Source organism: Massilioclostridium coli, assembly GCF_900095865.1.
Lineage (GTDB): Bacteria > Bacillota > Clostridia > Oscillospirales > Ruminococcaceae > Massilioclostridium > Massilioclostridium facile.
In genome coordinates this window covers 1,123,882-1,142,989 of the sequence record NZ_FMIZ01000007.1, presented here as the reverse complement: position 1 = coordinate 1,142,989, position 19,108 = coordinate 1,123,882, and the positions used below count along the sequence as shown (strand labels likewise).

The window sequence follows — 19,108 nt, the reverse complement described above, 5'->3', positions numbered from 1 at the left end:
GGCAGCGTGGATTGAAATTATGAAAAAAATTACACGATGTGTACACTCTTATGTCGCTGCCCACACGGGCAGCGTGGATTGAAATACCTTCTAAATGCAAACTATCCGTGTCAGCATATAGTCGCTGCCCACACGGGCAGCGTGGATTGAAATATTAATGGAAATGTGCAAAAAAGACAAAAACAAGTCGCTGCCCACACGGGCAGCGTGGATTGAAATAACAAGTAATTAAAAACATTGTTAGAGATTCTAGTCGCTGCCCACACGGGCAGCGTGGATTGAAATAACAAGTAATTAAAAACATTGTTAGAGATTCTAAGTCGCTGCCCACACGGGCAGCGTGGATTGAAATAATGATTTGTAATTCATTCATCATGCTACCTCCGGTCGCTGCCCACACGGGCAGCGTGGATTGAAATTAAGTAAAAACGATAAAGATATTTGTACTAGGAAGTCGCTGCCCACACGGGCAGCGTGGATTGAAATAATTCCTACCGGGTTTTCTCATGTCCATTATTCAAGTCGCTGCCCACACGGGCAGCGTGGATTGAAATCAGTTACAAGGCACGTTTCAAGGCGCACAGTTGGGTCGCTGCCCACACGGGCAGCGTGGATTGAAATTGGAATTGCAGCAAAATATGGGACAAGCTACCAGGTCGCTGCCCACACGGGCAGCGTGGATTGAAATTTTGGTAATTTTTTTGTTTTGTCTAACGAAAAAACAGGTCGCTGCCCACACGGGCAGCGTGGATTGAAATATTTATGGTCATTTGCTTGCCCCCATTACACATTGTCGCTGCCCACACGGGCAGCGTGGATTGAAATATTTTTACGTTCCTCCGTCTTGGTTTTCTCTATGTCGTCGCTGCCCACACGGGCAGCGTGGATTGAAATTATGAAAAAAATTACACGATGTGTACACTCTTATGTCGCTGCCCACACGGGCAGCGTGGATTGAAATACCTTCTAAATGCAAACTATCCGTGTCAGCATATAGTCGCTGCCCACACGGGCAGCGTGGATTGAAATATTAATGGAAATGTGCAAAAAAGACAAAAACAAGTCGCTGCCCACACGGGCAGCGTGGATTGAAATAACAAGTAATTAAAAACATTGTTAGAGATTCTAGTCGCTGCCCACACGGGCAGCGTGGATTGAAATAACAAGTAATTAAAAACATTGTTAGAGATTCTAAGTCGCTGCCCACACGGGCAGCGTGGATTGAAATCTAAAATCGCTGTTAAAAACTCACGGATAGAGCAGTCGCTGCCCACACGGGCAGCGTGGATTGAAATAAATTGTGGGGTAGCTTTCGCTCCAATTTTTCCGTCGCTGCCCACACGGGCAGCGTGGATTGAAATAAAAAATCTTCGGACGCAGTTTTAAGCTTATCGCCGTCGCTGCCCACACGGGCAGCGTGGATTGAAATAACTCCTTGTTGTACAGGTCCTTGCCATCCTTTGGTCGCTGCCCACACGGGCAGCGTGGATTGAAATATCTAAAATGTATTCTCTTGTAGAATTTAAAAATGTCGCTGCCCACACGGGCAGCGTGGATTGAAATTTGGCCACAATGTTGATTATGTAGCGTGATGAGTGTCGCTGCCCACACGGGCAGCGTGGATTGAAATCCCTGGAGATAATAGAGATTATCATCTTGTGGTGTCGCTGCCCACACGGGCAGCGTGGATTGAAATTAAAATCTCAAGAAAATGGTAATAAATAAGTTGGGTCGCTGCCCACACGGGCAGCGTGGATTGAAATGATGTCGTATAAATAGATATTAACCATAATTACGTCGCTGCCCACACGGGCAGCGTGGATTGAAATTTATCGTTATCTTTATTTTATCACATTTAATACAAGTCGCTGCCCACACGGGCAGCGTGGATTGAAATTTTTATATTATTACGGATAACCGTAATAATGTCGTCGCTGCCCACACAGGCAGCGTGGATTGAAATTATTTTATCAAAATCAATATAACAATAAAGTATAGTCGCTGCCCCCACGGGCAACGTGGATTAAAATTGTTCCTCGATTTTCATCTTGTGAAGGTCTGTTATTTTATTGTTGACATATAGGCAATGTGGATCGAAAGGATGAGCTGGCAATCGGGTTGAAGTTTTATCATATGCATTCTAAAAGTAAAAACACGGTATCCATTTGTTGGAAACCGTGTTTTTTATGCCCGTTTTCTATGTTCTGCCAGCAAAGAAATCAACAGATAAATTCCAAATGCCAACAGGGTGAAATTCAAATAATACGCTAAATATCCTCCAAAAATAAGCAACAATAGGCAGAATCCCCAGGAGCATATCTGAACGGACCGATAGGCAAGGTGGAACGGGAAGATACATTGGAACAGCAATTCCAATAATTTCCCTCCATCTAGGGACTTTACCGGGAGAAGGTTAAAACAGCCAATTAGTAGATGGATGCTGGCAAACAGATTTTGTTGCACTGCCAGATGGAGGAAGAACGCCAGAAAATTTACCCCGCTGCCCGCCAGAAGAATCACTGCTTCCTGCCAAGTTTTTAGCTGTTCCATTCTCTGGCCTTGCATGCGGATTCCGCCTAATTCAAACGAGATCAAACGGGGAGTCTGGTGAAAACAGAAAAACGCCACCATATGGCCGCATTCATGGATGCAGGAAGCAATCAGTGCCCATACAGGTATCCCAGTCTGGTCAGTCAACAAAATCACAGTAAGCACAGCAAAAAACAAAAAGTTCAGCCGTATCTCAATTCCAAACAGCTTAAACCGCAGCATAAGTATTTTCAGAAAAACTATCCAATGGATTCACCCAAATCCCGTCTTTTTGCATGGCAAAATGCAGGTGAGCCCCTGTAGAATCACCAGTGGAGCCAACTAGTGCAATCTTTTTGCCTTGCTTTACTTTGTCACCTTCGGATACCAGCAGTTTTTTGCAGTGGGCGTACCAGGTGGTAAAACCATGGTCGTTCTGTATGGTAAGGTAGTTTCCATAACTATCCGAATAGCTGGCAGTTTCCACCGTTCCCCCAATAGCTGCTTTGATTTTTGTCCCTTCGTCCGCTGCGATGTCAATCCCTTTGTGAAAATCCGCCTCCCCATTTAGGGGATATGCCCGGAATCCATAGCCGGAAGTGAGTTTGCCTTCCACAGGGGGAGTGAGCTGCTTAGGATAAGTCACGGTTTGTAGGGTAGCGTCTGTCGGGGTGGAAACGGCGGTTTCCGAAACTGGTGTTTGTTCCCCTCCAGCCGCTTCCTGGGAAGATTCTGCTGGCTGTGAGCTTTCTTCTCCAGAAGAAGCTCCCTCCGAACTGGTGGAATCTTGGGAGGAAGCCTCTTTCTCTCGTTGGATGGGCTTCATCTTGTCCATAATTGAACCGAATGTCTGTTGTACCTGCCCCATGGTTTCACTCCAGTGGATGTCCGCCTGGAAAGCGGATTGATACTCGGCAACAATTGCCTGGTATCCATCCGCAAAAAACAGTTTGCAAAATAATATGATGATGGCCGCTAAAATACAAATGGCCAACTGCATGGAAAATACCCCAAACCCAGATTTTTCCTTTTTGGATTCCTGGGGCGGTTCCCAAGGCAGTAGATTGTTCAAGTCATCCTCAGCTTCCGGCGGGAGAGGGGATTCTTCCAGCAAAGTTTGGTTCCATGGTTGTTCCATCAAATATCACCTCCATACCCGATTATATGTACCTCACCGTTGGAATAGAAGCTGTCACACAAAAATTGGTTTTTGCGTATGATAATACAAACAGAGGGAAACGGCGGTGAATCCAAAATGAGGAGAAGGAAGCGGAGGGATTGTTCCTGCACAATTATCATTGGCCTGGGAATTCTTCTATTATTTTTGACGATTACCCCGTTACGGAGCCTGTTGGTATTGGCGGCGTTTGCCCTAATTATTTCCGGCGTTATCCTGTGTGTTAGAAAGTGAGGAATTTTTTATGAAAGTAGTTGTAGTAAAAAGCCCAAAACTCCTTGCCCCATTCTTGCGGTTTCTCTTTAAGATTAAAAAGGAAACTACATAAAAATGAGGCATAAAATCCTCTCATTCTTGGATTTGATACACAATTTGAGGTAATCCAAAGAATGGGGGGATTTTGGTACTATTAAATGATCGAATCCTTTGAAAAAAACGAGAGGATTTCCTCTACGCTGACAGGGGACATCCTATTGGCATCCACACCGACATCATACCGGCGGATTCCCTGCTGTAGGTTGTGGTAATTATAATCTACATAGTTGTGTTGGTGCCCATGCAGGTGGATGCTTTGGTCAAAATAACCGTTCCACTCCAACATAGGGTAGTGGAACAGCACAAACCTGGTGTTACAGTACACCAGTTCCGCATAGTCTTTCACCCAACTAAACAGGGACTGGTCAAAACTAGGCCTGTCCACAAACCCGTCGTGGTTGCCACGAATTAAATATTTTCTTCCTTTTAATTGGGATAGGGCTTCCATCGCCAATACGGAACCCTTCATGGTCACATCCCCCAAAATATATACCTCGTCCTCAGGGGAAACCCGTTGGTTCCAGTTAAGGATTAGTGCCTGGTTCATCTGCTGGGCGTCATGAAACGAACGGTTCACGTGGGTAATGATTTTATCGTGGTAAAAGTGCAAATCAGCAGTAAAATAAATCATTTCATCTCCTCTTTTTGTAGTGATACTGTCATTGTAGCATATTTTACTGGAATCGTCATTGGGGTTTAGCAGTATCTGATTTTCTTGCAGTTATTGTTTTTAAATAATTAAAAAACTCCACTTTTATTTTCTGTTTTTTGGTTGAACCAAATTGCGAATTTTGTTATAATAAATAAAATGGTAGAGACAAACAACATCAGCCGGATGGCTTGGCAAAACGGGATGAACAATGTGGCTCAGTGGACAAGTATAGACACTTTGGCATATATTAAATAGGAGTGATTGGGGATTTTTCGATAAGTAAAAAATAGACTAGGGTTTTCTTTGAAATACCAACCAAGCACTCTATATTTATAAGTAGTATTTTACTGATGCACATGAGGATGCAATATAATATCTAGTTTCAAATACAACCTGACAATTATAGAATAGGTAGGATTTTTTATATACATATCACACCAACAAATATTGATTTATCAGTAACTTTATTTTACTGTGGCATACTTTCCCTATCACAAAAATACGTTATTTTCATCTTTTTACCGCTTACCTGTACGAACAATGCGGTACTACAATCATCAAACAGATAATCCATTGGTAATAAGAAAAAAGGGCTGTTCCCTGGAGGAGTTTATGACATTAGAACAACAATTTATTCCATTAAAACGAGCTTATTTGGAACAAAAATATTCCCATATGAACGAGATGCAGCGCCAGGCTATTTTTACGGTAAAAAATCCTTTGTTAATCCTGGCAGGAGCAGGCAGCGGAAAAACCACTGTTATTGTCAACCGCATTGCTTATATGGTGGCATTCGGAGATGCTTATGCTTCAGAAAAAATTCCGTTTGATCTGAGCCAGCAGGATATTGATCTGTTGCAGAGGGCAGTGGATGGTGAATCAGTAGATGAAGAACAGGTGCGCCAGTTGATTGCGGTGGATTGTCCACGTCCATGGAACATCCTGGCGATTACCTTTACCAATAAGGCGGCAGGGGAATTAAAAGAGCGTTTGGAAGCCATGCTAGGAGATGTCGCCCTGGACATCCATGCGGGAACCTTCCACTCCCAATGTATGCGAATCCTGCGCCGTGACATTGAGCGTCTGGGCTACCAGAAAAACTTTACCATTTATGATACGGACGATAGCATTCGGGTTATCAAAGATGGCCTGAGTCAGATGGGTCTGAATGATAAGATTTATCCGCCAAAAGCAATATTGGGGGAAATCAGCCGTGCCAAAGATCAGATGCTGACTCCAGAGCTATACGAAGCTCAAAATTATGGGGATTTCCGGAAAAAAGAGATCGCCAAACTTTACCGTTTCTATCAGAACAGCTTAAAATCCTCCAATGCCCTGGATTTTGACGATATTATCCGTTTAACGGTAGTGTTGTTGGAAGAAAATCCGGATATATTGGAATACTACCAGAACCGTTTCCGTTACATATTAGTGGACGAGTACCAGGATACCAACCATGCCCAATATCGCTTGGTCAGTCTGTTGAGCCAAGGACACCAGAATCTCTGCGTAGTAGGGGATGACGATCAGAGTATTTATAAATTCCGTGGAGCTACCATTGAAAATATTTTGAGCTTTGAGAACCAGTTCCAAAACGCAGTTGTTATCCGGCTGGAGCAGAACTACCGCTCCACCCAAAATATTTTAAGCGCTGCCAATGCGGTAATTTCCAATAACCTGGGAAGGAAAGGAAAAAATCTTTGGACAGACCAGGGGGACGGGGAAAAAATCAACGTTCTGCGGCTGCTCAACGAGAATGCGGAAGCGGAGTTTGTGGCGGATACCATTTCCAAAAACGTGATTGACGGTATGGCGTACCATGATCATGTGATTTTATACCGGATGAACGCCCAGTCCTCCGCATTGGAGCATTATTTTGTGCGTTCAGGTATCCCTTACCGGATTGTCGGAGGAATGAAATTCTACGACCGCAAAGAAATTAAGGATATCCTGGCGTATTTAAGTGTGATTAACCAAACCAGTGATAACCTCCGCCTAAAGCGAATTATCAACGAGCCAAAGCGGGGCATAGGAGCCAGCACGGTTGCTAAGGTGCAGGAGATTGCGGACGGTATGGGGATTTCCATGTTTGATGTCTTGAAAGAGGCGGATACCTATGCGGCTCTTTCCAAAAAATCCACTCCGTTAAAACAGTTTGCCGGAATGATTTTGGACTTGCAGGAACAGGCAATGGAACTGCCTCTCCAGGAATTGCTGAATCAGGTAATGGAACTGACCGGTTACAGAGATGAACTCAAACGTCAGGGCAAAGAGGGTGAAACTAGGCTGGAAAATATTGAGGAATTAAAATCCAACCTGATTAAATTCACCGACGAACAGGAGGAGGAAGCAACCCTCTCCGGCTTCCTAGAAGAAGTGGCATTGTATACCGACCTTGACCAGTACAACAGTGAGGAGGACAAGGTTACTATGATGACAATGCACTCCGCCAAAGGGCTGGAGTTCCCTGTGGTGTTTATCGTGGGGATGGAAGAGGGGATTTTCCCAGGCATTCAGTCCATGTCCGATCCAGAGGAACTGGAGGAGGAACGCCGTCTGGCATATGTGGCGATTACTCGTGCCAAAAAGCGGCTGTACATCACTAACGCCTCTCAGAGAATGCTGTTCGGGAATACCCGTTACGCTAGACCATCCCGTTTTCTTGGAGAAATTCCAGAACAGTATAAATCAACAGAGGATAAAACAGTTACCCATACATCTGAGGCATTCCGCCGGTCCACCCGTCCCATTCATATTAACCTGGGCAATGTGGGTACCACTCAAAAGCCAAAACAAGCAGTGGTAAATTTCGTTGTAGGAGACCGGGTGAAACATGCCGTGTTTGGGGAAGGCATTGTAGAATCCATGCAGCCGATGGGGAATGATACCCTGTTGGAAGTCAATTTCCAAACAAAAGGCAAAAAAAAGATTATGGCGAATTTCGCCAAGCTGACGAAATTATAAAGTCTATGATATCCCATTGTTGTAGCTGTTTATTTTCCTATACCAGGGGGTTATCTATTTCTATACATTAGGCTGTTTTGGTATCATTCCATAACAGCCTTATAATCGTGGTGTCTTGTAATAAAATTATTTTAGATGGTTTTTATTTATGCTAATAAAGTGTCGGATATTATAGAAGCCACACAATAAAATACGGCTGTTATGGGTTTTGGTACAGGCTCATATTAGCCGTATTTTTTTCATATTGTTCTATTATGAGGAAGTAAGTGGTATTGCAAAACAATGAATATAGCATTTTACACAAAGTTTAACCCGAAGATTTTACATAGATTTTATTGATATTCGACGAAAATTTGACATAAATCCCAATTAATAGGAAAATTGCTTTCTTTTTTTCGTTTCGTATGGTATACTTTTTCCATCACACTTAAAATGGGTATAGTATCTGCTATTTCCCAACCAAAAAACCCAAAAATGGGCTGAATCTGTACCTGTTTTTGTCGAACGAAAAGGTATGATTTTCAGTGTACGATAAAATACAATCACATATAAAATGGAGGTAAAAAAACAATATGGAGTTTACAACCAATCGAAAACGGATTACTATCTCGGCAATTTTAACAGCGGTGTTGTTGGTTTTGATTGTGTGCAATATCCCCGCTTTTATCGACCAAGATAGCAAGCAATTTCAGATTGGATGGTTTTTGCTTACAGTGGTAGTTGCTGGTTTGTTTGGCGCTGTAACAGCCTTCCGCATCCGGTTTCAAGAGGAAAAATGGGAAAAAAGAGTAAGCATCCTGCTGCTTTGCTGTTCCCCAATCATAACGTTTGGAATCGTTGAATATGTCAACAACAATGTTAATATCTTTTTTGATTTTAACTTAGCGAATTTTGTCATGAATTTGCTGTGGTATTACCTGGTATATGGAGTCATTTATGCCCTGACTAACCGGATAAGGGTGACAATTTGGATTTCTAATACTCTGTTTTGGCTGTTTGCAATTGTTAATTATGCGGTCACCCTCTTCCGAGGGGAACCAATCCTACCATGGGATTTTATGTCGGTTGGAACTGCACTGAGTGTTGCTTCTAACTACACTTTTGTTATGACCTGGAATGTATTGCTTGCTACTTGCCTGATGTTGCTATGGAATATGGTGGCTTCCAAGCTGACCTATGTGAACCGTAGCTTGAAAGCTAACATCATTGGCAAAGTGGCAATTGTTTCCGCCAGTATTGTATTTGTCACCGTCTTTTACCAGGAATCTACTCTGCCAAAGCTGGGACTTAGTGTCTATACCTGGCGCCAGGCACAGTCCACCCATGACCATGGCATCGTGCTTTCCTTGGCGATGAACACCCAGTTTTTGATGGTGGATTCCCCAGAAGATTATTCAGTACAGCAGGTAGAGGCGATTTCCAATCAGATTGATACCAGGGATTTTTATCAAGTGTCCGAAACTTCTATGGAACAAAAGCCAAATATCATCGCAATTATGAATGAATCCCTAGCGGATTTCCGTCAGGTGGGGGATTTCCAGACCAACCAGGAGCTCATGCCTTTTCTGACAAATCTCACCGAGAATACCATCAAAGGAAATTTATATATGTCCATCCATGGCAGTGGAACCTGTAACTCCGAGTTTGAGTTTTTAACCGGGAACAGCATGGCGTTTTTGCCCAGTGGCTGTCGGCCATACCAGCAGTATATTACAGACGATACCTATTCTCTGGTAAGTACCTTAAACGACCAGGGATATACCAGCTTGGCGGTGCATCCTTATTATGCGGCGGGTTGGAACCGTGACAGGGTATATCCATTGCTGGGCTTCCAGGATTTTGTTAGCATGGAGGATTTTGAAAATCCAGAGTACATACGAGAATACATTAGCGACAAATCTTCTTATGATAAAGTAATCGACCTGTATGAACAGAAGGACCCAGACGAAAGGCTGTTCCTGTTTAACGTTACCATGCAGAACCATGGGGGATATCTGGATTACTCCAATGGATTCCAGAACACAGTGGAAATCCTCAATAAGCCTGAGGGACAGGAGTTCCCAAAAACGGAGCAGTACTTGACTTTGATACAGGAATCCGACAAAGCGTTTGAATATCTGGTGAACTATTTTAGCCAGCAGGAGGAACCCACTATTATTTTAATGTTCGGTGACCATCAGCCTACTTTGGAAGATGAGTTTTACGATTTTCTAGTTGGCCCGTTTGATCAGCGTACCTTTGAAGAACAAATGCGGAGTTTTATCACTCCATTTTACATCTGGGCAAATTATGATATCCCAGAACAAACGGTGGAACATATGAGTGCCAACTATCTTTCCAATCTGTTGTTGGATGTTGCTGGGTTGGAAAAGACCGAATATAATCAGTTCCTGGATGGAATTCAGGAACAGTTGCCGGTGTTCACCGCCATTGGCTATGTGGATAATCAAAATAACTATTATCGGCTTGAGGATTATAAAAACGACCCTGTATATGCTTCCCTGATTGATTCTTATGATATGATGCAGTATAATTACCTATTTGACCCAAAAAACCGATTAAATAGCGTCTTTACCATTTCCGACCAGGCAGGCTAGTCCATCATGGAAATAGCTAGCTTAAATTACGATTTTTTCTATCATCAGTTGGAAGTGGGAAAACGGATCAACGAAACCTGCTTTTACTTTGCGGATGATGAGCGGGAAGAAGAACATTTTCTTGGGTTTATGTCCCAATACGAAAAACCGTATTGGGTGGGGTATTGTGATATTCCTAACGGAACGGCCTTTCCAACTGCCCAGGAGCTTGTAACTGCCAGGATATTTCAGGGGAAATCCCTTCAAGAAAGATGGCAAAATGTTCGTATAGTCAGTATTGAGGGCGTCAGTTTGAAAGACTGGCTGGAATCTTTGGAATACTTTTTCTGATACTTTCGTGTAAAAACAGGACATCCTTTAGAAGTTGTCCTGTTTTTTGCATATTTTCCCCAAATACTGCAACACTATGGATGAGGTGTTGTAACGTGAATGAAGTTTTGATAAATCTCCTTTCCATTGTGTTTCGGACGCTCCTTTCCTTTGTATTTTTATTTTTGCTCTCTCGCTTAATTGGGGTGCGGCAAATCTCCCAGCTCACCTTTTATGATTATATTGTAGGTATCACGATTGGATCTATTGCGGCTACGTTAACCATTGATGATACCATTCCAATTTATGCCTGTCTAGTTGCAATGGCATTGTACGCGATCCTGACAGTATCGATTTCGATTATTACGATGAAAAGCATCAAGCTGCGCCGTTTTTTTTCCGGTACCCCTACGATTCTGATTTATAAAGGCTCCATTATTGAAAAATCTATGAAAGACTGCCATTATGATATCAATGATTTACTGTGTGAATGTCGGAAAAATGGGTATTTTAATATCAGTGATATTGAGTATGGGATTATGGAAATCGACGGAAGTGTCAGCATTCTTCCAAAGACGGGGAAACGTCCTGTCCAGCCGGAAGATTTAGGGATGGCGCTGCCTCAGGAACATCTCTGCACTAACGTAATTATTGATGGGAAGGTAATGGAGCACAATTTGGAACAAACTGGCTATGATCTGGCCTGGCTAAACAAACAGCTAAAACAACAAAAACATCGTACGGAAGATGTGTTGTTGGGTTCTTTGGAAACCAATGGAACCCTTACCCTTTTACTGAAAAACCAGCAGTTAAAAAACAAAAATTATTTTATTTGAAAGAAATATACCATAATACCTATAACAAAAATCCCATCTAAAAAACAAATGGAAGAAAATGTTACCTAAACAGGTCAGAAAACGATAACTGCCCAAGCGAACGCAGCGAAAACAGGCGGTGTTGTTCCAATTGGGAGGTTGTCGGAAATCGCCTTAGCAGATGCAGCTCCCTCAAAAGAGATAATCTTTAAGATAACAAACAAATTTTTCTTTTCCATTGAGGAACAATCCGGAGAATCCGTCCTGGATTCCCGGGTTGTTTTTACTTGATAGAGTGTTAGATTTTATACCAGAAAGTACAAAAAATTACCACTTTTTAGTTCATGAATGCCCATTGTGATAAAAATAGATAAATATTATAATATTAATCGCAGATACAAAATATATTTTATATATTTTGTAAGCAATTTCTGTTATGTTTTAATAATATAACAGATTAATCATCTATCTTGTAAAGCGGAAAATAAAGTGATTGCCACATTTACAGTGGTGTAAAAGGATGTTTTACCATAGAAAACTGATGGAAACATTTAGTTTAGGGAGCATCTTATTTTACGGCTGTTTTTTGGGCGGCATGTTTGGTTTAATTAATTGCAAAAATTTAAAATAAATTTTTGATAGAAAACCATCATGTAGGCTATCCTGATTTTGTCCTCTTTACAAACCATCCATTTCTAAAGGAGGAAAAACGATGAAGTTAAAAAACAAAGCAAAAAAAGCCCTTGGCGTATTGCTGGCTGCTACCATGCTTTCTACAGTAGCGGCATCTGCTGTTAGCGCGATTGGCGACAATGTTGCTGGCACAGCGGATTTTGCCAGTAAACTGGAATCCCAGTATACCGATCCAGATAGGGTGTACAGTACAGAAGTGCGCTGGTGGATCGGGGAAGCATCCAATACAGATGAAGCGCTGCTGGAAGAAATCCAGGCATTGTATGACGCAGGGTTCCGTGGCGTAGAGCTATGTATGCAGTCGGATGGAAACGCACCGGATGACACCTACGCATATGGTTCCGAGATGTGGTCCCACAAGTGGAAACTGATGATGAACAAAATCCTGGATCTGGGCATGACATTGAGCTTAACTTCTGGTACCAACTGGTCAACCTCAAACGTACCAGGGTTGGATCCAGATAGCCAGGAAGCAAGCCAAGTTGTGGCAATGGGATCCCAGGTAGTCAAAGCAGGGGAAAGCATTACCGCATTGCCAAAACCATCTACCCAGAGAGAAAGCAACAAAGGGAAATTTGTTGCCGCATATGCAGGGAAACTTGCTAGTACGGATGGAGAAAGCTATGTTGTAGAACCAGGTTCTATGATTGACTTAAGTAATCAGGTAACAGCAGTAGAAGGCGCAACTGTTTATGACCAGGCAATCAACTGGACAGCTCCAGCGGATTCTGATTATGTGGTATTTGGATACTGGACCCATGGGAACTACAAAACAGCTTCCCCAGCGGCGGAAACTTGCTACGCAACCAACTACTTTGATACCAGAGGGGTTGACGCTTTACGTTCGTTCTGGGAAGAGCATTATCTAAATGACCCAGAATTGAACGAGAAGATCAAAGAGGGCGATGTACAGCTGTTTATGGACTCCATTGAGTTGAATCCTGACGGTGGTATTACCTGGTGGACAGAAGATATCCGGCAAGAATTTATCAACCGTAAAGGCTATGATATCATGCCATACCTGTTCTTAGTAGATGGCTTGCCACAGGTACAGGCTGTATATGATCCATATACTCAACCTGCGGAAGGTACCCATGACCTGTATAATGATAAAAATGACCGGGAAAAAATTATCAACGACTGGGTAGATGTATTGACACAATTGTATTGTGAAAATATGCTACAACCATTAAAAGAATGGTTAAATTCTGTAGGAATTGAAACACGTGCCCAGATTTCCTATGGTCGGTCATTTGAAATCACAGAACCAGCAATGTATGTAGATTATCCAGAAGCAGAGAGTTTGAACCAGTACAACCAGGTTGATATTTTAAGATTACATAGTGCTGGCAACCATCTGTTGGATAAAGTTCTTTCCAGTGAAACAGGAACTGAATTAAATACCTATTATACCCCACAACAACTTCGCTTGGAAGATGCTTATACCATGTATGCTTCCGGTTTCCAACAGTTAATCTGGCATATTTGGAGCGCGGGCTATAGCTATGGTGAAAACGCTGCATGGCCAGGTTGGGGCTCTGGTTTTGACCGTTGGGGAACCCGTGAACCTTCCTATAAGGACTTTGACGAAATGAACGCACATCTGGGACGTATCCAGCAGATGTTACAAACCGGTAATTCCAGAACCGATGTTGGCTTTATCCACAACAACTGGAACCAAGGTGTAAGATTTGGTGGAGAATCTGGAGATGGCCTCACTGGTATGCAGTATATGTTGGCTCATCAGGGTGTTTACTATCGTTCTACTGAACTGCAGGATAACGGCTATACCTATGATTACTTTAGCCCTGATATGCTCAAAGCAGAAGGTGTTTATTTTGATGAAAACACCAAGACAGTAGAACCAGCAGGTTATAAATCCCTTGTTCTTTACCAGGATTGGTTAGATGTTGACGGTGCGAAATTAATCTATGAATGGGCACAAAAAGGCCTGCCAGTCTTTATTATGGAAGGGGCTGCGGAACGCACTACCTTTAATGATGGTAAGGACGAAGAATTGGCTTCCATTATGGAACAGATGAGAGCCCTGCCAAATGTAAAAGATGTAGAAATTTACGATGCTTCTGAAGACTTTGATTACTTTGACAAAGTAGCGGAAGGCTATGACGATGGTCTGTACGATGCAATGCAGGAAATGGGCATCCGTCCATACGCTGAATTTAATGGGGCAAACCATCAGTTATTGACCCAAACCCGTGAAGCAGAAGATGGTAGCCGTTATTTGTATGCTTATAATTACTGCTCCAACGATTACCATGAAAACAGCTTCATTGATGAAGTAAAAACAGAAGACCATGGAACCAACATCAAGACAGAAATCCGGATGGATGGCATGTATATCCCATATACCATCGATTCCTGGACAGGTGAAGTAACTGAAATTGGTAATTACTATTATGAAGATGGTCAGACTGTATTCCCAATCGATTTGGACTATGATGATATCGCTCTATATGCGTTTGAACCAGTAACTGAGGAATCATTCCACGCAACTTCAACCAACGCAGATATGGCATATGGAACAGAAAATGGTGTAGCAGTACGAGCAACTCAAAGCGGCACTTATACTACTGAACTGAGCAGTGGCAGAACAGTAACAGAAGAAATCAACGTACCAGAATCCTACCCAATTACTAACTGGGATGTAACAGTAGAATCTTGGACACCATCCGAAAATGTACTCCGCAGTGAAGAAACGATTGGTGATGTACACACAGTAAATACTAAAGTTGACACTGATAAGACAGATATCAATGTAAAACTGGATGAACTGACCACATGGAATAATATTCCTGAAGTAGGGGAAAGCGTATCCGGTATTGGGTATTATGATGCGAAATTTAATTGGGATAGCAGTTCCGCTGATGGTGCATATATCGACTTTGGCGATGAATTCTATTCCAGCATGAAAGTATGGATTAATGGACAGAAAGTTGGCGGAGATGTAAGTACGAACCCAACCAAAGTTCCACAATCTGTAATTGAAGGATATGAAGGAACAGAACAATACACAGGTGGTATCAGTTCTACAGACCCAGTAGCGGATATCAGTGAATACCTGGTAGACGGTGAAAATACGATCCATATTGAATATAGTTCTCCATTAGGAAATGTTCAACTTTCCCGTGGCGCAATTAAACCTGGTGGAAATAGCAGAAATAATTGGTTTGGTGAAATGAGACAGACAAAATACTTGCCATATGGGCCAAGCCAGGCAGTAATCGTTCCTTTCGTAGATTCTGAATACGAAGTAGCGGATAAAGATATTTTAAACACTGTTATTGACTATGCAGAACAACAAAAAGCATCTGATGAATTCAATAATATCATTGCGGATGTGCAGAAAACTTTCAATGCAGCATTGGATGCAGCCAAAGCAGTTGCAGCAGATCCAGCAGCAACTCAGGAAGAAGTAGACGCGGCATGGAAAACATTGATGACCGAAATCCATAAACTAGGCTTCGTGAAAGGGGATATCACTTCCTTAGAAACTCTAGTAGCATTGGCAGAAGGTTATGACATGAATGACTATGTAGAAGCAGGCCAAGCAGAATTTAAAGAAGCATTGGCAGCAGCACAGGCAATCCTTGCAGACAAAGACAACGCAATGCAGGCAGAAATCGAAACAGCAGAAACTAACCTGTTGAACGCAATGCTGAATCTGAGATATAAAGCAGATAAATCGATCTTAGAATCTGTATTGGCAGAAGCGAATGGTAAAGACGCATCTGCGTATACAGCAGAAAGCTACGCAGTATTGACAGCAGCAGTAGCAGAAGCAAATGACGTAATGGCAGATGAAAACGCAACTCAAGAGGAAGTAGATGCAGCAGTAACAAACGTACAAGCTGCAATGGATCAATTAGTAACAGTAGATGGAAGTGTTCCAGAAGAAACAACACCGTCCACTGATGATACAGCTACTCAAACTGGAGAGGAATCTACCACACCAAAAGCAAACGCGGCGAAAACAGGCGATTTTGCTCCAATTGCAGGATTAGCAGCAATTACATTAGCAGGAGCAGCTCTGTTGTTCACCCGTAAGAAAAAATAATCAATAATAAACTTCTTTTTCTCTTAATATAAGAAAAGTCTGGTTTTTTAACCAGATATAGAATGTTAAAGGAACCCCAATTTTTCACGAAATTGGGGTTCCTTTTTTGTACCATGCTCTTAGCAGCTATTTCTAATCCACGGGAATAGGCTGTTTACCATTTACGTCAGATAGTGTAAAACTATCCTTCAGCAATTCCGGCTTTTTTCATAAACTCCTCTGTGGAGATTCCGCTGGGACGATTATACCGATTAAGGAAATACAAACACTCGGGATCTTTGGTAATGATGTTTTCATGTTCATAGCAGGAGAGGGAAGCCAGGAACCCCATTTCCTTGATCAAATCAATCGACCCTTTACTGGAGGCTCCATAGGGATAAGTGAAGGTAGTTGGATAACTTCCGGTATACTGGCGGAGTAAATCCTGAGTTTTTTGGAGGTCATTCTCAAAATTTTTCCGGTACTCCTCATCCGATTCCCCCCATTTCCGTTTTGTCCCTTTTCTTCCATTTCCCTGGTGGTGCATATCATAGCTGTGGTTTTGGAATTCTACTAAACCAGATTGGGACATCTCCAAAATATCATTCCAGGTCAGGTAAGCGTAAGCAGGATTGGGTTCATCAATTTCACTGAATTTTTGGCTATAGCTCCCTACAATAGAAATTACCGCTTTTATTTGATGCTCTTGGAGCAGTGGGAACAGATAGGTATAGTTGTTGTAATAGCCATCATCCAGGGTAATCATAACCGGTTTTTTTGGCAATGGTACATCGTCATATACATAATGGATTAAATCAGCCATAACAATGGTAGTGTATCCATGTTCCTTCAGGTAAAGCAAATCGTTTTCAATGGTAGTAGGGGTAACGGTGTATTTCCCTGATTTACTGGTGTCCTTTAAGATGCTGTGGTACATTAGGATGGGAACAAAAACCCCTTCTTCCTCCGTTGTTGAGGATTGAACTTCCGCCTCTGTGGGAATTGTTTTTGTACGGCCCCAACCCAACAGTAGGGCTATAGCCAAAACCACAACAAGCAAACCGCATAAAATTTTTTTCCAGTTGCAGATGATTCGTTTCATGCCAGCCTCACCTCTTGTTCCAGTATATTGGGTTTTCATTAAATTTATACAAATTTGTTTGTTTATTCAAAAGATGTATGATATAATAAAATTGTTATATCAGCATTTTGTTAGCATAGACTTACTATGACACTATTTTATCGCAGAAAGGAAATCATTTATGGGAATTGTAGGAAGCACAGTAGGCCTTATTTTAGCGGTTATTTCGTTAATCTCATTTGTATGTTGTGTATTTTCCCTAATCTGGATTAGCAAACTGCTAAAAGACCATCGGGAAAGCCTGGTGGAAGACGTGCAAAATATCTTTTTTATTCCAATGCGGATATTAAAAATTTCTCTGCCAATTACTGCCATATTTGCGATTGCGGTAATCTGTTATATATTTTATATTCGTTAATATACCGTTGAAGGAGGGCGGCAATGAAAATACAGGAATCAGGTGAAAATTACCTGGAAACAATTTTGGTATTGGAACAACGGAATGGAATTGTAAGATCGGTCGATATTGCCACAGAATTGGGGTTCGCGAAACCCAGTGTAAGTCGAGCTATGGGAATTCTAAAAAAAGCGGGCTATATTGTGGTGGATGGTCATGGGCATATCCTGTTGACAGAGGAAGGCAGGGAAAAAGCTCGTCAGGTTTACGAGCGACATACTACCATTTCGACGTATTTGCAGTTTAGCCTTGGAGTGAGTAAAGAAGTTGCGGATCAGGACGCTTGCCGGATGGAACATGTGATTAGCCAGGAAAGTTTTGATAAAATCAAACTATTAGTAGAGAGTTGCCGCGCACAGGGCGTGCTGTAAAAAATAGGATAAAAAAGGGGACTCCCAGCCAGGTGAAATGGCTGGGAGTTTTTTGTACTATATTACCGGGATACTCTACTGATTCCATGATGGATAAAAGAAACCTTTTGCTTAGAAAAATACTTGATGATAGAAGATTACCGTTTTATCATGTTATATATTCCTTTTTGTGGGTTTTAATTGTTTCATATTGCCGATAACAGCCCATTCATTTACCGCGTTTATATACACGAATTCATGGTTTCCTTAATATCGGGCAGCTAAAAGATATGGTTCCTGCTTTTGAAAATATTGCTCAATTTATGGGAGAAAGACAACTTTAACTGTTAGAAAATGTTAATTTTAACGATTAAAATGAAAATATTGTCGTAATATGTGGAAAAAAGTAGCTGCCCACAAAAATTTTTTTGCTATTTTGGTTTACAATATTGTTATTACACGAAAAGGAGGCATTTATGAAAAATGCAACAACAAAAGATTTATGGTTACATCCGTGTTTCAACCAAAGAGCAAAACGAAGATAGGCAATTAATTGCCATGCGGGAATTTCCGGTAGAAAAAAAGAATATCTACCTGGATAAATTCAGTGGAAAGGATTTCAACCGCCCCCAATACCAAAAACTGATGCGTCGCATTAAAAAGAATGATGTGATTGTTGTCAAATCCATTGATAGGCTGGGCAGGGATTATGAGGAAATCCAGAACCAATGGCGAATTATTACAAAAGAAAAACACGCCAATATTGTGGTGTTGGATATGCCTTTATTGGACACCCGGCAAAAAAATGATGATGTAATGGGTACCTTTGTTGCGGATTTGGTGCTGCAGATCCTATGTTATGTGGCGCATACTGAGCGGAGCAATATCCGCCAACGACAGGCGGAAGGGATTGCGGCAGCGCGTTTGCGTGGCGTGCGTTTTGGCAGACCTAGAAAAGCGATTCCAGATGCGTTTTGGAAGCTGAAAAAAGACTGGGAGCAACGAAAAATATCTTCCCGTGAAGCTGCCAAAATTTTGGAAATATCTCAAGATACCTTCCTTCGATGGGTACATGGAAAATAGGAACTATTATTTTACATAGCCTATATTTGTCA

The 19,108-nt window shown here is 41.9% G+C and carries 13 protein-coding genes and 1 CRISPR repeat array (1 of these 14 cut by a window edge); of the genes, 9 read left to right on the top strand and 4 right to left on the bottom strand.

All coding sequences use genetic code 11. The features are described from left to right. A CRISPR array of direct repeats spans positions 1-2,030; the repeat unit is 33 nt; unit sequence GTCGCTGCCCACACGGGCAGCGTGGATTGAAAT; it reaches 1,621 nt to the left of the window's first position. 154 nt (positions 2,031-2,184) lie between these two features. Next, positions 2,185-2,772, bottom strand: coding sequence for a site-2 protease family protein (locus BQ2683_RS10385; RefSeq protein WP_069988972.1), 588 nt, complete (start codon positions 2,770-2,772; stop codon positions 2,185-2,187). Continuing rightward, positions 2,759-3,667: a M23 family metallopeptidase gene (locus tag BQ2683_RS10380; protein WP_069988971.1), complete on the bottom strand. Its 909-nt coding sequence runs from the start codon at positions 3,665-3,667 to the stop codon at positions 2,759-2,761. Before BQ2683_RS10380 ends, BQ2683_RS10385 begins: the two co-directional genes overlap by 14 nt. Before the next feature lie 283 nt (positions 3,668-3,950). On the opposite strand from BQ2683_RS10380, the gene spoVM reads away from it, so the two are divergent. After that, positions 3,951-4,034, top strand: a complete 84-nt coding sequence (spoVM, locus tag BQ2683_RS13925) for a stage V sporulation protein SpoVM (protein ID WP_366472167.1) — start codon at positions 3,951-3,953, stop codon at positions 4,032-4,034. A gap of 81 nt (positions 4,035-4,115) precedes the next feature. Here the strand turns inward: spoVM and BQ2683_RS10375 are convergent, their stop codons facing one another. After that, positions 4,116-4,652, bottom strand: a complete 537-nt coding sequence (locus tag BQ2683_RS10375; RefSeq protein ID WP_069988970.1) for a metallophosphoesterase — start codon at positions 4,650-4,652, stop codon at positions 4,116-4,118. Positions 4,653-5,285: 633 nt separating this feature from the next. Here BQ2683_RS10375 and BQ2683_RS10370 point away from each other — a divergent pair. The 5 genes from BQ2683_RS10370 (at position 5,286) to BQ2683_RS10350 (ending at position 16,126) form a co-directional block, all read left to right on the top strand. Further along, entirely contained in the window at positions 5,286-7,637 is a 2,352-nt protein-coding gene (locus BQ2683_RS10370; protein ID WP_069988969.1) for an ATP-dependent helicase, read from the top strand. Between the two features lie 572 nt (positions 7,638-8,209). Next, entirely contained in the window at positions 8,210-10,234 is a 2,025-nt protein-coding gene (locus BQ2683_RS10365) for an LTA synthase family protein (protein WP_069988968.1), read from the top strand. A 6-nt stretch (positions 10,235-10,240) separates the two neighbouring features. Continuing rightward, entirely contained in the window at positions 10,241-10,564 is a 324-nt protein-coding gene (locus BQ2683_RS10360) for a hypothetical protein (protein WP_069988967.1), read from the top strand. A 95-nt stretch (positions 10,565-10,659) separates the two neighbouring features. Continuing rightward, the gene (locus tag BQ2683_RS10355; protein WP_159427375.1) at positions 10,660-11,379 is read left to right on the top strand and encodes a DUF421 domain-containing protein; all 720 of its coding nucleotides are present in this window, start codon (positions 10,660-10,662) and stop codon (positions 11,377-11,379) included. A 691-nt stretch (positions 11,380-12,070) separates the two neighbouring features. Next, a complete protein-coding gene (locus BQ2683_RS10350; RefSeq protein ID WP_069988966.1) occupies positions 12,071-16,126 on the top strand; it encodes a glycosyl hydrolase in 4,056 nt (1,351 codons plus the stop codon). Between the two features lie 181 nt (positions 16,127-16,307). Here the strand turns inward: BQ2683_RS10350 and BQ2683_RS10345 are convergent, their stop codons facing one another. Next, a complete protein-coding gene (locus BQ2683_RS10345; protein WP_069988965.1) occupies positions 16,308-17,207 on the bottom strand; it encodes a polysaccharide deacetylase family protein in 900 nt (299 codons plus the stop codon). A 160-nt stretch (positions 17,208-17,367) separates the two neighbouring features. On the opposite strand from BQ2683_RS10345, the gene BQ2683_RS10340 reads away from it, so the two are divergent. The 3 genes from BQ2683_RS10340 (at position 17,368) to BQ2683_RS10330 (ending at position 19,076) form a co-directional block, all read left to right on the top strand. Then, positions 17,368-17,604 carry a hypothetical protein gene (locus tag BQ2683_RS10340; protein WP_069988964.1) on the top strand — a complete coding sequence of 79 codons (237 nt, stop codon included), beginning with the start codon at positions 17,368-17,370 and terminating at the stop codon, positions 17,602-17,604. Between the two features lie 23 nt (positions 17,605-17,627). After that, entirely contained in the window at positions 17,628-18,014 is a 387-nt protein-coding gene (locus BQ2683_RS10335) for a metal-dependent transcriptional regulator (RefSeq protein ID WP_069988963.1), read from the top strand. A 462-nt stretch (positions 18,015-18,476) separates the two neighbouring features. Beyond that, positions 18,477-19,076, top strand: coding sequence for a recombinase family protein (locus BQ2683_RS10330; protein ID WP_069988962.1), 600 nt, complete (start codon positions 18,477-18,479; stop codon positions 19,074-19,076). The last annotated feature ends 32 nt before the right edge of the window (positions 19,077-19,108 follow it).